We start from the raw sequence: 13,273 nt of genomic DNA on the forward strand, positions 1-13,273 counted from the left end.
GCGCGGCGGCAACCGCCGACTCTAGCGCATGCGTTCGCCGCCGGCGTGACGCGCAGCAGCAGGGACACCCACGCCGAGGTCCACCGCATACATCGACGAGCCGTCGCCGTTGTCCTTGAACAGCGACACGCCTTCGATGCCGGCCGCCTGCGCCTGCGCGAGCTTGCCGCTCGCGCTCCTGACCAGGACCGGGCCTGCCGTATGCACGGGCACGAAATGCCAGGGCCGGTCGGCGCCGTCGCGCGCGCGCTCGAGGTGCTTGCGCGCGCGCACCCAGGCGATGACCACGTCGCGGTTCGCGTCGGGCGCCGAGATCACGATGCTGGAGCCGTCGAGTCCGGGGAAATGCCCGCCGCCGCTCGCGCGATAGTTGTTGGTGACAACGATGAACACCTGGCCGGGTTCGACCGGCTGGCCGCGATACGCGAGATCGCGGATGCGCTGACCCGGCGGCCTGGTCACGTCGATCGCATACGTTAGGCCGCCCTGGATCACGTCGAAGTTGTAGCCGGAGAACGCGCGGTTGACGAGTTCCTGCGGCGAGGTCGATGCCGGGTCGATGCGGTTGAAGCGGCCGGCGGCATGCTCGAGCCAGCCCTTGACCGCGGCGCCATCGATCTTCACGGCGGTCAACGTGTTCGGATAGAGATAGAGGTCGGCCGCGCTGCGGATCGCGAGCGGGCCCGGCTCGATGTCGGTGTAATCATCGGCGGCGCTGAAGCCGGTCTTGAACGGCGCCGCGGCGGACAACACGGGAATGCCTGCATACTGCGGCAGGTTCTCGGCAATGTAGCGTTCGGCGTAGTCGCGCTGCGCATCGTTGATGACCTGCAGCGCGGTCGTGTTGCCGAGTTCGGCGAAGTAGCTCGTCATCGCGAAATCCGTGTCGCCGATCGGCTGCGACACGTAATCGATCGTTGCTGCGTGCACCGCGGCGACGAGCGGCGCGATGCGCGGGTCGGGTGCGACGAAGGAGCCGTCCTTGCGCCGCACGTCGCGCACCTCGCTGTGCGACTGCGTGGCGTCGATCATCCAATGGCCATCCTTGCGCACGAGCGCGAGGTCGACGACGCCGAGGGAGCGGCCGAAAAAGTTGGCCATCACCGCCGGCTTGCCGTGCACGAAGCCGCGCTGGTTGTCGACCTCGGCCATCGCGGCGAAGCGTGACTGCGCATTGTCCGGATCGGGGAACTTCGTGTGCGAATGGCCGAGCAGGAGCACGTCGATGCCAGGCTCCTGCGCGAGGTACCAGTTAGCATTCTCCATTTCCGAGCCGTAAGGCGCGGTGTCGAGGCCGCCGTGCGAGATCGCGACGACGAGGTCGACGCCCTTCGCGCGCAGTTCGGGAACCCAGTGGCGCGCGGCTTCGACGAGACCGGTCGTGGTTACCTTGCCTTCGAGGTTGCGCCGGTCCCATTCCACGATCGGCGGCGGCGTGAAGCCGATGATGCCGATGCGGACCGGCGCGCTCGCCTCGCGCCCGTGCGCGTCGGTGAACGTCAACGTGCGGTCGAGCACGGCGTAAGGCGGATACAGCGGCCGGCCGTCGCGCGTCGACACCGCGTTCGAGAGCACGAGCGGGAAATGCGGACCCGCGCATGCGGGCGCATCGGCGCCATCGGTGGCGAGCGGGTGGCCGGTCACCTGCGCGAGGTAGGGCAGGCCGTAGTTGAACTCGTGGTTGCCGATCGTGCCGCCGTCGTAGCCGAGCGCGTCCATCGCGCGGTACATCGCGAGTTCCTCGCCGCAGGACAATGGATTGACGAGCGCCTGGTAGTCGGCGAGCGCGGTGCCCTGGATCGTGTCGCCGGCGTCGAACAGCAACGTGTTGGGAAACTCCGCGCGCGCCTGCGTGACGAGCGTCGCCATGCGCTCGAAACCGAGCGCCCGGTCCTCGGCGAGCCGGTAGTAGTCGTAGCCCAGCACGTTGGAATGAAGGTCGGTCGACTCCAGCAGCGCGAGGCGCGCGCGCGTGCCGTCGGCGACGGTCGGCGGGTGCCGCGACAGCATGGCGCAGGCGCCGAGGAGCAGGGTGGTGGCAGCCAGGGAGAGGTAACGCATGGCGTCGGGCATTCCGGGGGAAGCAGGCATTCTGCCTGCAATCGACGACCGTAGACACCGGCGCCCCGCGGCTCCGGTAAACTTGCGCGCCGTTCAACCCGAAGCCGATCCACGATGACCGTCCGCACCCGATTCGCCCCCAGTCCCACCGGCTACCTGCACATCGGTGGCGCGCGCACTGCGCTGTACTGCTGGCTTGAAGCGAAGCATCGCGGCGGCGAGTTCATCCTGCGCATCGAGGACACCGACCGCGAGCGTTCGACCGAGGCCGCGGTGCAGGCGATCCTCGACGGCATGACCTGGCTCGGGCTTTCGCACGACGAGGGGCCGTATTACCAGACCCTGCACATGGACCGCTACCGTGCGGTCGCCGAGGACCTGCTCAAGGCCGGCAAGGCGTACTACGCCTACGAATCGAAGGAAGAAATCGAGGCGATGCGCGCCGAGGCGATGGCGAAGGGACTCAAGCCCCGCTACGACGGCCGCGCGCGCGAGCAGAACCTGCCATGTCGCGACGATCCGAACCGCGTGCTGCGCTTCAAGAACCCGACGGCGGGCAGCGTCGTGTTCGACGACAAGGTCAAGGGCCGCGTCGAATGGTCCAACGAGGAACTCGACGACCTCGTCCTGATCCGTTCGGACGGCTACCCGACCTACAACTTCGCCGTCGTCGTCGACGACATCGACATGAAGATCACCGACGTGATCCGCGGCGACGACCACGTCAACAACACGCCGCGCCAGGTCAACATCTACCACGCGCTCGGCGCGGCGGTGCCGAGCTTCGCCCACCTGCCGATGATCCTCGGCCCGGACGGCCAGAAGCTGTCCAAGCGCCACGGCGCGGTGAGCGTGATGCAGTACCGCGACGATGGCTTCCTGCCGCACGCGTTGCTCAACTATCTCGTGCGCCTCGGCTGGTCGCACGGCGACCAGGAGATCTTCACGCGCGAGGAGATGATCCAGCTGTTCGATGCGGCCGACGTCAACAAGTCGGCCTCGCGCTTCGATCTCGAGAAGCTGTCATGGCTGAACCAGCAGTACCTCAAGAACGACGACCCGCTCGAACTCGCGCCACACTTCGAATGGCAGCTGCGCGCGGCCGGCATCGATCCGCGCGAGGGACCCGATCCCGTCGATGTCATCGTCGCGTTGCGCGACCGTGCGCGCACGCTGAAGGAGATGGCCGAGAAGGCGCGCGTCTGGTACGCGCCGCTCGAAGGTTACGACGAACAGGCCGTCGCCAAGCACCTCAGGACCCCGACCGCGCGCGCGGCGCTCGAAGCTGCGCATGCGCAGTTCGCGGCGCTGGCCGAATGGAAGGTCGAGGCGATCCACGCGGCGATCGAAGCCGCCGCGGCGGCGATCGGCGAGGGCATGGGCAAGATCGCCCAGCCGCTGCGCGTCGCGCTGACCGGTACGCAGGTGTCGCCGTCGATCGACCACACCGTATTCCTCGCCGGCCGCGACGAGGCGCTGCGGCGCATCGAGGCGGCGCTCCCGAAAACCGGCTGAGGACCACGCATGGCGCTCGACACCTGCATCAGCACGTTCCTGTCGCTCGATGCGAACGATCCGGATGCGGCGCCCGCCGCACTGCAGACCTGCATGCAGGCATTGCTCGATCCGACCCTGTGGCAGTGGGTGATCGGCATCACGTTCGCCTGCGCGGCGGTCGGCCTGCTGGTCGGCTGGGTGCGCGGCCGTTGGCTCGCAGGCCTCCTCTGGGGCGCTGCACTCGGCCCGATCGGCTGGCTCGTCGTACTACTGTCGAAGTCGGGCCTGGTCGAGTGCCCCGAATGCGGCAAGGGGAACGTGCCGCGCGCGAAGGCGTGCCGGCATTGCGGCGTCAACCTCGCTGCGGCGGCGGCGCGATCCGAACGCTCCGCGCTCAAGCGCGTCGACCGCAGCCGTGGCTGGTGAGCCGGCCTTTTTTCCTCCGCGCGCGCCCGCATCTCGATGTCGACCGTGGCAGCGCAGGCCATCGCCTAGCGCGGCGCGCTAAGATGAATCGCTGCCAGGTCCCTACGCCATGAGCCACCCGAGCCGCCACAGCCATCACGAGCACGAGCACGATGCCAGCGCCTTCGTCGGCGCGGTTTCGAGCGCGTGCGAGCTGCGCGGCCTGCGCCTGACACCGCTGCGCCTGCGCGTGCTCGAACTCATCGCGGCCGAGGAAAAACCGGTCAAGGCCTACGACCTGCTCGATCGCCTCAAGGACGAGAACGGCAGCGCGGCGCCGCCGACGGTCTATCGCGCGCTCGATTTCCTGCTCGAAAACCGCTTCATCCACAAGCTCGAATCGATCAACGCCTACGTCGGCTGCCACCATCCGAACGAAGCGCACCAAGTGCCGTTCCTCATCTGCGACGTCTGCGCGGCGGCGGTCGAAGTCTGCGACGAACGCGTTTCGCGGCTGCTCACCGAGCAGGCGAAGGAACGCGGTTTCCGCCCGCGCGCACAGACGCTCGAAGTGCACGGCGTTTGCGCGGGCTGCCGCGCGACGATCGCGCAGGCGCAGGACTGATCCTCAGCGGGTGAGTTCCGGCCGCGAAGGAGCGGTCGATGACGTGCGTGCTGGCGAAGTCGTCGGCGAGGGTCGACCGCCATGCGGATCGAGGAGCTGCCGACGAAGACGCCGTCACGGCGCCGGCGGCGCGACGCGGTCCGCCGCTTCGAAGCTGGCGATGTCGACGTCGCACGACGGCGCCGGCGCTTCCGCGCCGACGGCCACGGCGGGCATCAACACGGCACGAGGCGGGCGATCCGACGCATCATGCCGCGTCCTCGTCGATGCGCAGCTCGCTGTCGCGTTCGAAGAAGTGCATGTGCGCCGCGTCGTAACCGAGCCGCAGTTCGTCGCCGGCGGCCGGCAGGCCGTGCGGCGGCAGGCGCACGACGAGGTCGCAGCCGCCGCAGCGGAGATTGAGGAACGCTTCGTTGCCGACCGGCTCGACCGCTTCGACACGCGCGGGCAGGGCGGCGGCATCGCCCCCGCGTGCGACGTGGAGGTGCTCCGGCCGCAGCCCGGCGATGATCTCGCGACCGACGCGTGCGCGCAGTTTCGCCTGCAGCGCGGGCGACGGCGCGAGCGCGAGCTCGATGCCGTCGGCGACGCGCACGCGCAAGGCGCCGTCGCGTTCCAGCAGCGGTCCCTGCAGGAGGTTCATCTTCGGGCTGCCGAGGAAGGTCGCGACGAACGTGTTCGCCGGGCGCTCGTACAGGCGCATCGGCGCATCGATCTGCTGCACGCGACCGTCGCGCATGACGACGATGCGCTGGCCGAGCGTCATCGCTTCGATCTGGTCGTGCGTCACGTAGATCATCGTCGCGCCGAGGGCGCGATGGAGCTTGGCGATCTCGACGCGCGTGGACAGGCGCAGTTGCGCGTCGAGGTTCGACCGCGGCTCGTCGCGCAGGACCACCGCCGGCTGGCGCACGAGCGCTCGGCCGAGCGCGACGCGCTGGCGCTGGCCACCGGAAAGCTGCGCGGGCTTGAGCGGCAGCAGCCGGCCGAGATCGAGCATCGCCGCGGCTTCGGCGACGCGGCGCTCGCGTTCACCCTTCGGCGTGCCGCGCAGCCTGAGGCCGAATGCGAGGTTCTCCGCGACGCTCATGTGCGGGTAGAGCGCGTAGTTCTGGAACACCATCGCGATGTCGCGCTCGCGGGGCGAAACCTCGTTGACGACGCGATCGCCGATCGAGAGCGTGCCCGACGTGATCGTTTCGAGGCCGGCGACCATGCGCAGCAGCGTCGACTTGCCACAGCCGGACGGACCGACCAGCACGAGCATCTCGCCGTGCCCGACTTCGAAGTCGGCGTCCGCGACGCCGACGTAGCCGTTCTCGTAGACCTTGCGGACGTGCTCGAACCGGACCTTCGCCATCGGCTGCCTGTAGGGGTGTGGATGCCCGACGCGTCCAAGATAGCTGCACATCCCGGACCGCTTGCGCTATCCTGCAATGTAATCGTTTTCACGCCGCGAATTCCAGCGGTGCGGACAGGCAGGGAAGGGTGATGAGCCAAGCGTTCGAGTTTCCGAAGGACTTTCTCTGGGGCAGCGCCACGTCGGCCTACCAGATCGAAGGCTCACCGCTTGCCGATGGCGCCGGGCCGAGCATCTGGCACCGCTTCGTGCGCACGCCGGGCATGGTCCGCGACGGCGACACCGGCGACGTCGCCTGCGACCACTATCGCCGCTACGAGGACGATGTGCGCCTCATGCGCGAACTCAGCCTGAAGGCATACCGCTTCAGCGTCGCCTGGGCACGCATCCTGCCGGAGGGCAGGGGCCGCGTGAACCCGGGCGGCCTCGCCTTCTACGATCGCCTCGTCGATACCCTGCTCGAGAACGGCATCGAGCCGCTGCTCACGCTCTACCACTGGGACCTGCCCGCCGCGCTCGACGATCGCGGCGGCTGGCTCAATCCCGACATCGCACACTGGTTCGCCGAGTACGCGTCGGTGATGTACCGCAAGTTCGATGGCCGCGTGAAGAAGTGGGCCACGCTCAACGAACCGTGGGTCGTGACCGACGGCGGCTACCTGCACGGCGCGCTCGCACCCGGCCACCGCAACCGTTTCGAGGCACCGATCGCGACGCACCACCTGCTGCGCTCGCACGGCGCCGCGGTGCAGGCGTATCGCGCCGACGGCAAGCACGCGATCGGCCTGGTCGTGAACCTGGAGCCGAAGTACGCGGCGAGCGAAAGCGCCGAGGATCGTGCCGCGGTGCGCCGTGCCGATGCCTACATGAACCGGCAGTATCTCGACCCGGTGTTCTTCGGCCGCTATCCCGAGGAACTCGCGGAAATCTTCGGCGAGGCCTGGCCCGAGTGGCCGGCCGGGGACTTCGACCTCATCCGCCAGCCGATCGACTACATCGGCTTCAACTACTACACGCGCAGCGTCACGCGCCACGACGAGCAGTCGTGGCCGCTGAAGGCTTCGCCGGTGAAACAGCACGCGACCTACACGGAAACGGGTTGGGAGGTGTTCCCGCACGGCCTCATCGACACGCTGGTCTGGCTGCGCGACCGCTACGGCAATCCACCCGTCTACATCACCGAGAACGGATCCGCGTTCTACGACCCGCCGGTCGCCGAAGGCGACACGCTGGACGATCCGCTGCGCGTGGACTACCTTCGCAAGCACCTGCGGGCGATCCATGCGGCGATCGGCATGGGTTGCGACGTGCGTGGTTACATGGCGTGGTCGCTGCTCGACAACCTCGAGTGGTCGCTCGGTTTCTCCAAGCGGTTCGGCATCGTGCACGTCGACTTCAGGACGCAGAAGCGCACGCCCAAGCGGAGCGCGCGGCTGTATTCGAAAGTGGTCGAAAGCAACGGTCGCGTCCTCGCCGAGTAGCCGCGCGCCGCGCAGGAGCAAAGGCCGCCGCGGCGGCGCGCGACAAGGAGGCGACACTTGCACGATACGCTGCTGCTGTTCGGCGCCACCGGCGACCTCGCCGCGCGCCAGCTGTTCCCGTCGCTGCTGCACCTCGCCGTCGACGCGCTGCTGCCCGACACGTTCCGCATCGTCGCGGTCGCGCGCCAGCCGATGACGACGGAGGAGTTCCGCGCCTGGCTCGGCGAGAAGCTCGCCAAGGAAGCATCCGGCAGCGATGCGGTCGCCGCACTGCTCGCACGCGTGGAGTACGTGCACGTCGACCTCGCCGACGCGGCTGCGATCGCGCCTGCGCTGTCGGCGATCAGCGGCCGTTGCGTGAGCTACCTCGCCACGCCGCCGTACCTGTTCGTGACGATCGCCCAGGGCCTCAAGGCGGCCGGGTTGCTCGAGGAGCCGTCGCGGCTCGTGCTGGAAAAACCGATCGGCAGCGACCTCGCCTCGGCGCGCGCGATCAACGCGGCGCTCGACGCCTGCCTCGGCGAGGACCGCATCTTCCGCATCGATCACTACCTCGGCAAGGCGGCGGTGCAGAACCTGCTCGCGCTGCGCTTCGGCAACACCCTGCTCGAAGCGGTGTGGCACCACAGGTGGATCGAATCGGTCGACATCCTCGTCGCCGAAACGGCCGGTGTCGACGGCCGCGAGAGCTACTACGCCGACTACGGCGCGCTGCGCGACATGGTGCAGAACCACGTGCTGCAACTGCTCTGCCTCGTCGCGATGGAGCCGCCCGCGTCGCTCGACGCCGACGTGCTGCGCGACGAGAAGGTCAAGGTGCTGCGTGCGTTGCGGCCGTACCGCGCCGACAGCGTGGCCGACGATTCCGTGCGCGGCCGGTATGAAGCCGGCCTCGTCGATGGCGAACCCGTGCGCGGCTTTTCGCTGCAGGCGGTCAAGGGACGCGAGCCGGTCGAGACCTTCGTCGCGCTGCGCGCGTCGATCGACAACTGGCGCTGGGCCGGCGTGCCGTTTCGCCTGTGCACCGGCAAGCGCCTCGCGCAGCGCGTGACCCAGGTCGTGGTGAATTTCCGGCCGACCTCGCACTGGCTGTTCGAGAAGCCGCGGCGTGAGCGCGCGAGCGCGAACCGCCTCGTGCTGCGCCTGCAGCCGAGCGAGAACATCGAACTCGAGCTCATGAGCAGCCTCGCCGGACCCGAATGGGGCGCGCTGCAGTTGCAGCCGCTGCCGCTCGACCTCTCGATGGAACCGCCGCTACGCAGGCGCATCGCCTACGAGCGCCTGCTGCTCGACGCGCTCAACGGCAACTCGACGCTGTTCGTGCGCAGCGACGAAGTCGAGGCGGCGTGGGCTTGGATCGACAGCATCGAGTCGGCCTGGCGCGAAGCCGATGCGCCGATCCTGCCGTACATGGCCGGCAGCTGGGGTCCCGGCGCCGCGGCGGATTTCCTGCGCAACCTGCCGACCTCGGCCGAACGCGCGCGCGCGGCGCGCAAGGCGTGATGGAGAGGCCGGCCGGCGAGTGGGTGCTGCTCGCCGACGTCGGCGGCACCAACGTGCGCTTCGCGCTCGCCGACACGGGCGCGGCGATGCCGCTGCTCGGCGACAGCGTGCGGCGTCGCCGCGTCGCCGACTTCGCGAGCTTCGGCGACGCCGCGCGCGACTATCTCAAAGCCTTGCCGCAACGCCCGCGTCGCGGCGTGTTCGCGGTCGCCGGGCCGGTCACCGGCGACAGCGTGCGGATGACCAATCACCCGTGGCTGCTCTCGCGCAGCGCGCTCATGGACGAACTCGCCCTCGGCGAACTGAGCATCGTCAACGACTTCGCCGCGATGAGCCACTGCGTTCCGCTGCTCGGCGCGCGCGACGTCCATCCGCTCGGCGGCGCGCACCGCGCGGCCGATCCGCACCGGCGTTGCACGTATGCGATCGTCGGCCCCGGTACCGGCCTCGGCGTCGGCGGGCTGATCGTCGAGCAGGGGCGCTACATTGCGCTCGAGACCGAGGGCGGCCATGTCGGCTTCGCGCCCGGCGACGAGGTCGAACTCGAGGTGCTGCGCCGGCTCATTCCGCGCTTCGGGCGCGTGTCGGCCGAGCGCGTGCTGTGCGGTTCGGGCCTCGTGAACCTGCATGCGGCGCTGCATCCGGACGCTGCGCCACGCACGACGCCGGAGGCGATCACCGCGGCCGCCGCGGACGACCCTGCCTGCAGCGCGACGCTCGATCGCTTCTGCGCGATGCTCGGCTCGATCGCGGGCGACTTCGCGCTCGCATTCGGTGCGTGGGACGGCGTATACATCTCAGGCGGGCTCACGCCGAAATTGCTCGCGCGCCTCGAGGCCGGCGAGTTCCGCCGCCGCTTCGAATCGAAGGGTCGCTATGCGCGCGTGCTCGCGAACGTGCCGACGATCGCCGTGTTGCACGAAGACGCGGGCCTGCTCGGGGCCGCTGCGCTCGCGGTGCTCGATGCGGGGCGTGCGCTGGCGCCGGTACAGGCTCCGGCATGAATGCATCGTCGCCCCATGCATGGCATGCGAGCGCCGACGAATCGTCGTGGGCGCGCGGTGCTGCGGACCGGTTGCGCGACGCGCTTGCGACGACGCTCGCGCGCGCGCCGCGCGCGCTGATCCTGTTCTCGGGCGGCAGCACGCCTGCGCCGGTGCACCGAACGCTTGCCGCGGCGGAGCTCGACTGGTCGCGCGTCGTCGTCTCGCTCGTCGACGAGCGGGACGTGGAGCCCGATGCCGACGGCAGCAATGCGCGCCTCGCCGTGGAGACGCTGCTGGTCGGCCATGCCGCCGCCGCGGAATTCTGGCCGTTGCGCCCTCCACACACCGCGCTCGCCGCTGCGGTCGATGCCGCCAACGCGCGCTGGCACGCGGCGGGCGGCGCGCTCGAACTCGCCGCGGTCGTGCTCGGCATGGGCGAAGACGCGCACACGGCATCGCTGTTCCCGGGCTCGCGCGGGCTCGCCGCCGCGCTCGCCTCGCCCGAGCCGTACGCAGCGATCGATGCGAGCGGTTGCCCGGGCGCCGGGCATTGGCCACGACGCATCAGCCTCACGCCCGCGGGCTGGGCCGGTGCAGCGACACGCCTGCTGCTGCTGCGTGGTGACGCCAAGCGCTCGGTATTCGAACGCGCGATGAACGCGGACGCGCTGCACGCGCCTGTGCGCGCCGCGCTTGATGTGGGCACCACGGCTCTCCATGTCCACTGGTGCGCCGCATGAGGTGGCGCTGCTCCGGAGTCCATTCATGTCCATGAATCCGCGCATCGAGGCCGTGACGCAGCGCATCCGCGAGCGCAGCGCCGCGACGCGCGCCGCCTATCTCGCGCTCGTCGAAGGCGCGCGCTCGCGCGGGCCCAATCGCAGTCATCTTTCCTGCGGCAATCTCGCGCACGTCGCGGCCGGTTGCGGCGCGGCCGACAAGGCGGCACTGATGGGGACTGCGAGGCCGAACATCGGCATCGTCACCGCCTACAACGACATGCTGTCGGCTCACGAGCCGTTCGAAACGTATCCGGCGCTGATCCGCGAAACGGCGCGCTCGGTCGGCGCGACCGCGCAGGTCGCCGGCGGCGTGCCCGCGATGTGCGACGGCGTGACGCAGGGCCGCGTCGGCATGGAACTGTCGCTGTTCAGCCGCGACGTGATCGCGCAGGCGACCGGTATCGCGCTCTGCCACGACGCCTTCGACGCCGCGCTCTGCCTCGGCGTGTGCGACAAGATCGTGCCGGGCCTCCTGATCGGCGCGCTCGCGTTCGGCCACCTGCCGGTCGTGTTCGCGCCCGCGGGGCCGATGCCGTCGGGCCTGCCGAACAAGGAGAAGGCCGCCGTGCGCGAGCGCTACGCGGCCGGCCAGGCGACGCGCGAGGAACTGCTCGCCGCCGAGTCCGCCTCGTACCACGCGCCCGGCACCTGCACGTTCTACGGCACCGCGAACTCGAACCAGATCCTGCTCGAGGCGATGGGCCTGCAGTTGCCGGGCACGTCGTTCGTCAATCCCGGCACGCCGTTGCGCGACGCGTTCACGCGTGCGGCGACGGTACGCGCGGCAGCGATCACCGCGCTCGGCGACGATTACCGCCCGATCGGCCGCCTCGTCGACGAGCGCGCGCTGGTCAATGCGATCGTCGCTCTGCTCGCGACCGGCGGCTCGACCAACCACACGATCCATTTCGTCGCGGTCGCGCGTGCCGCCGGCCTGCTCGTGACCTGGGAAGATTTCGACGACCTTGCCGCGAACGTGCCGTTGCTCGCGCGCATCTATCCGAACGGCGATGCCGACGTGAACCGCTTCCATGCCGCGGGCGGTACGGCGTTCGTGTTCCGCGAGTTGCTCGACGCCGGCCTATTGCATGACGTCGAGACGATCGTGCCGGGCGGTCTGCGCGCCTACGCGCGCGAAGCGCGGCTCGGCGCGGATGGTGTGGACTACGTGGAGGCGGTAGCGACGAGCGGCGACGACGAGATCGTGCGCCCCGCGAGTGCGCCGTTCGAGGCGACCGGCGGGCTGCGTCTGCTGCAGGGCAATCTCGGCCGAGCGCTCGTCAAGATCTCCGCGGTAAAGCCGCAGCATCGGCGCGTAGAGGCGCCTGCGGTCGTGGTCGACGACCCCGGCCGCCTGCGCGAGCTGCACAAGCAGGGCGGCCTGCCGCGCGACTTCGTCGCGGTCGTGCGCTATCAGGGCCCGCGCGCGAACGGCATGCCGGAGATGCACAGCCTCATGCCGCTGCTCGGCATGTTGCAGAACCAGGGGCGCCACGTCGCGCTCGTCACCGATGGTCGCCTCTCGGGCGCGTCGGGCAAGGTGCCGTCGGCGATCCACGTGACGCCGGAGGCTGACCTCGGCGGTGGCATCGCGCTCGTGCGTGACGGCGACATCGTGCTGCTCGATTGCGAAGGCGGCATGCTCGAAGCGCGCGTCGACGCGGCGACGTGGGGCGCCCGCCGGCCCGCGCCGAACGGCTCGCCGGCGGGCCTCGACATCGGCCGCGCGCTGTTCGCGCTCAGCCGCGCCGATGTGGGCCCGGCCGACGAAGGCGCGCTGTCGATCTCGTGCGGCCCGCCGCGGCCGCCCGCGCCGGTCGGCGAGCGACGCACCGAAACCGAATACGACCTCGGCCGCGTCGCGGCGCACGCGCCGTTCGAGGCGAAGGATGCCTGAGACCATGGCCGCTGCGAGCCTCGAGAACACGCAACACGCGGCGATCGGACTGCTGCGCGCCACGCGCATCCTGCCGGTCGTCACCGTCGCCTCGGCGGAGCAGGGCGTCGCCGTCGCGCGCGCGTTGGTTGCCGGCGGCATCCGCGCGATCGAGATCACGTTGCGCACGGCCGCGGCGATCGACGCGATCGCCGCGGTGAAGCGCGACGTCGCCGGCATCGCGGTCGGCGCGGGCACCGTGCTCACGCCGCGGCAGCTCGACGACGTGCGCGCTGCGGGCGCGGAATTCCTCGTCACGCCCGGCACGCCGCCCGCGCTCGCGGACGCGCTCGCCGCGTGCGGCCTGCCGGCGGTTCCGGGCGCGGCGACGCCGACGGAACTCCTCGCGCTGCGCGCGCGTGGATTCCGCGTCTGCAAGCTGTTCCCGGCCAGCGCGGTCGGCGGCCTGCCGCTCGTGCGCGCGCTGCAGGCACCACTCGCCGACGTGCTGTTGTGCCCGACCGGCGGCATCGGCGAAGCCGATGCACCGCAGTACCTCGCCGAGCGCAATGTCGCCTGCGTCGGCGGCTCGTGGATGGTGCGCGCGGACTGGATCGCCGAGGGCCGCTACGATCTCGTCAGCGAGGCGTCGGCACGCTCACTCGCAGCGATCGGGGCTGCACTCGCCCAAGACTGA

General features: G+C 70.1%; 11 protein-coding genes. 9 read left to right on the forward strand and 2 right to left on the reverse strand.

The window, feature by feature from the left end; genetic code table 11:
* Window positions 1–21 precede the first annotated feature (21 nt).
* Window positions 22–2,061, reverse strand: a complete 2,040-nt coding sequence (locus tag ACTHK2_RS02410) for a bifunctional 2',3'-cyclic-nucleotide 2'-phosphodiesterase/3'-nucleotidase (protein ID WP_440244095.1) — start codon at window positions 2,059–2,061, stop codon at window positions 22–24.
* A 114-nt stretch (window positions 2,062–2,175) separates the two neighbouring features.
* Here ACTHK2_RS02410 and gltX point away from each other — a divergent pair, with 114 nt between their 5' ends.
* The 3 genes from gltX to ACTHK2_RS02425 all read left to right on the forward strand — a co-directional run bounded on the left by gltX (window position 2,176) and on the right by ACTHK2_RS02425 (window position 4,588).
* On the forward strand, window positions 2,176–3,576 hold the full coding sequence (gltX, locus tag ACTHK2_RS02415; RefSeq protein ID WP_440244096.1) for a glutamate--tRNA ligase: 1,401 nt from the start codon (window positions 2,176–2,178) through the stop codon (window positions 3,574–3,576).
* 9 nt (window positions 3,577–3,585) lie between these two features.
* Entirely contained in the window at window positions 3,586–3,984 is a 399-nt protein-coding gene (locus ACTHK2_RS02420; protein ID WP_440244097.1) for a hypothetical protein, read from the forward strand.
* Window positions 3,985–4,093: 109 nt separating this feature from the next.
* Window positions 4,094–4,588 carry a transcriptional repressor gene (locus tag ACTHK2_RS02425; protein WP_440244098.1) on the forward strand — a complete coding sequence of 165 codons (495 nt, stop codon included), beginning with the start codon at window positions 4,094–4,096 and terminating at the stop codon, window positions 4,586–4,588.
* A 247-nt stretch (window positions 4,589–4,835) separates the two neighbouring features.
* Here the strand turns inward: ACTHK2_RS02425 and ACTHK2_RS02430 are convergent, their stop codons facing one another.
* The gene (locus tag ACTHK2_RS02430) at window positions 4,836–5,948 is read right to left on the reverse strand and encodes an ABC transporter ATP-binding protein (protein WP_440244099.1); all 1,113 of its coding nucleotides are present in this window, start codon (window positions 5,946–5,948) and stop codon (window positions 4,836–4,838) included.
* Window positions 5,949–6,076: 128 nt separating this feature from the next.
* On the opposite strand from ACTHK2_RS02430, the gene ACTHK2_RS02435 reads away from it, so the two are divergent.
* The 6 genes from ACTHK2_RS02435 to eda are packed head-to-tail and all read left to right on the forward strand — an operon-like array spanning window position 6,077 to window position 13,273.
* Window positions 6,077–7,429 carry a GH1 family beta-glucosidase gene (locus ACTHK2_RS02435; RefSeq protein ID WP_440244100.1) on the forward strand — a complete coding sequence of 451 codons (1,353 nt, stop codon included), beginning with the start codon at window positions 6,077–6,079 and terminating at the stop codon, window positions 7,427–7,429.
* 57 nt (window positions 7,430–7,486) lie between these two features.
* The gene (zwf, locus tag ACTHK2_RS02440; RefSeq protein WP_440244101.1) at window positions 7,487–8,932 is read left to right on the forward strand and encodes a glucose-6-phosphate dehydrogenase; all 1,446 of its coding nucleotides are present in this window, start codon (window positions 7,487–7,489) and stop codon (window positions 8,930–8,932) included.
* Window positions 8,932–9,936, forward strand: coding sequence for a glucokinase (glk, locus tag ACTHK2_RS02445; protein ID WP_440244102.1), 1,005 nt, complete (start codon window positions 8,932–8,934; stop codon window positions 9,934–9,936). Before zwf ends, glk begins: the two co-directional genes overlap by 1 nt.
* Complete coding sequence (locus ACTHK2_RS02450; protein ID WP_440244103.1) at window positions 9,933–10,658, forward strand: 6-phosphogluconolactonase; 726 nt, start codon at window positions 9,933–9,935, stop codon at window positions 10,656–10,658. The genes glk and ACTHK2_RS02450 overlap by 4 nt, the downstream gene beginning before the upstream one ends.
* A gap of 25 nt (window positions 10,659–10,683) precedes the next feature.
* Entirely contained in the window at window positions 10,684–12,597 is a 1,914-nt protein-coding gene (gene edd, locus ACTHK2_RS02455; protein ID WP_440244104.1) for a phosphogluconate dehydratase, read from the forward strand.
* A 4-nt stretch (window positions 12,598–12,601) separates the two neighbouring features.
* Window positions 12,602–13,273 (forward strand): bifunctional 4-hydroxy-2-oxoglutarate aldolase/2-dehydro-3-deoxy-phosphogluconate aldolase, encoded by a 672-nt coding sequence (gene eda, locus ACTHK2_RS02460; RefSeq protein ID WP_440244105.1) that lies wholly within the window; start codon window positions 12,602–12,604, stop codon window positions 13,271–13,273.

The organism is Dokdonella sp., from assembly GCF_051958935.1.
Lineage (GTDB): Bacteria > Pseudomonadota > Gammaproteobacteria > Xanthomonadales > Rhodanobacteraceae > Dokdonella_A.

Bases quoted from the DNA above. Each gene is read 5' to 3' on its own strand.
- ACTHK2_RS02410 (WP_440244095.1), bottom strand. From the start codon at position 2,061: ATGCGTTACCTCTCCCTGGCTGCCACCACCCTGCTCCTCGGCGCCTGC.
- gltX (WP_440244096.1), top strand. From the start codon at position 2,176: ATGACCGTCCGCACCCGATTCGCCCCCAGTCCCACCGGCTACCTGCAC.
- ACTHK2_RS02420 (WP_440244097.1), top strand. From the start codon at position 3,586: ATGGCGCTCGACACCTGCATCAGCACGTTCCTGTCGCTCGATGCGAAC.
- ACTHK2_RS02425 (WP_440244098.1), top strand. From the start codon at position 4,094: ATGAGCCACCCGAGCCGCCACAGCCATCACGAGCACGAGCACGATGCC.
- ACTHK2_RS02430 (WP_440244099.1), bottom strand. From the start codon at position 5,948: ATGGCGAAGGTCCGGTTCGAGCACGTCCGCAAGGTCTACGAGAACGGC.
- glk (WP_440244102.1), top strand. From the start codon at position 8,932: ATGGAGAGGCCGGCCGGCGAGTGGGTGCTGCTCGCCGACGTCGGCGGC.
- ACTHK2_RS02450 (WP_440244103.1), top strand. From the start codon at position 9,933: ATGAATGCATCGTCGCCCCATGCATGGCATGCGAGCGCCGACGAATCG.
- edd (WP_440244104.1), top strand. From the start codon at position 10,684: ATGTCCATGAATCCGCGCATCGAGGCCGTGACGCAGCGCATCCGCGAG.
- eda (WP_440244105.1), top strand. From the start codon at position 12,602: ATGGCCGCTGCGAGCCTCGAGAACACGCAACACGCGGCGATCGGACTG.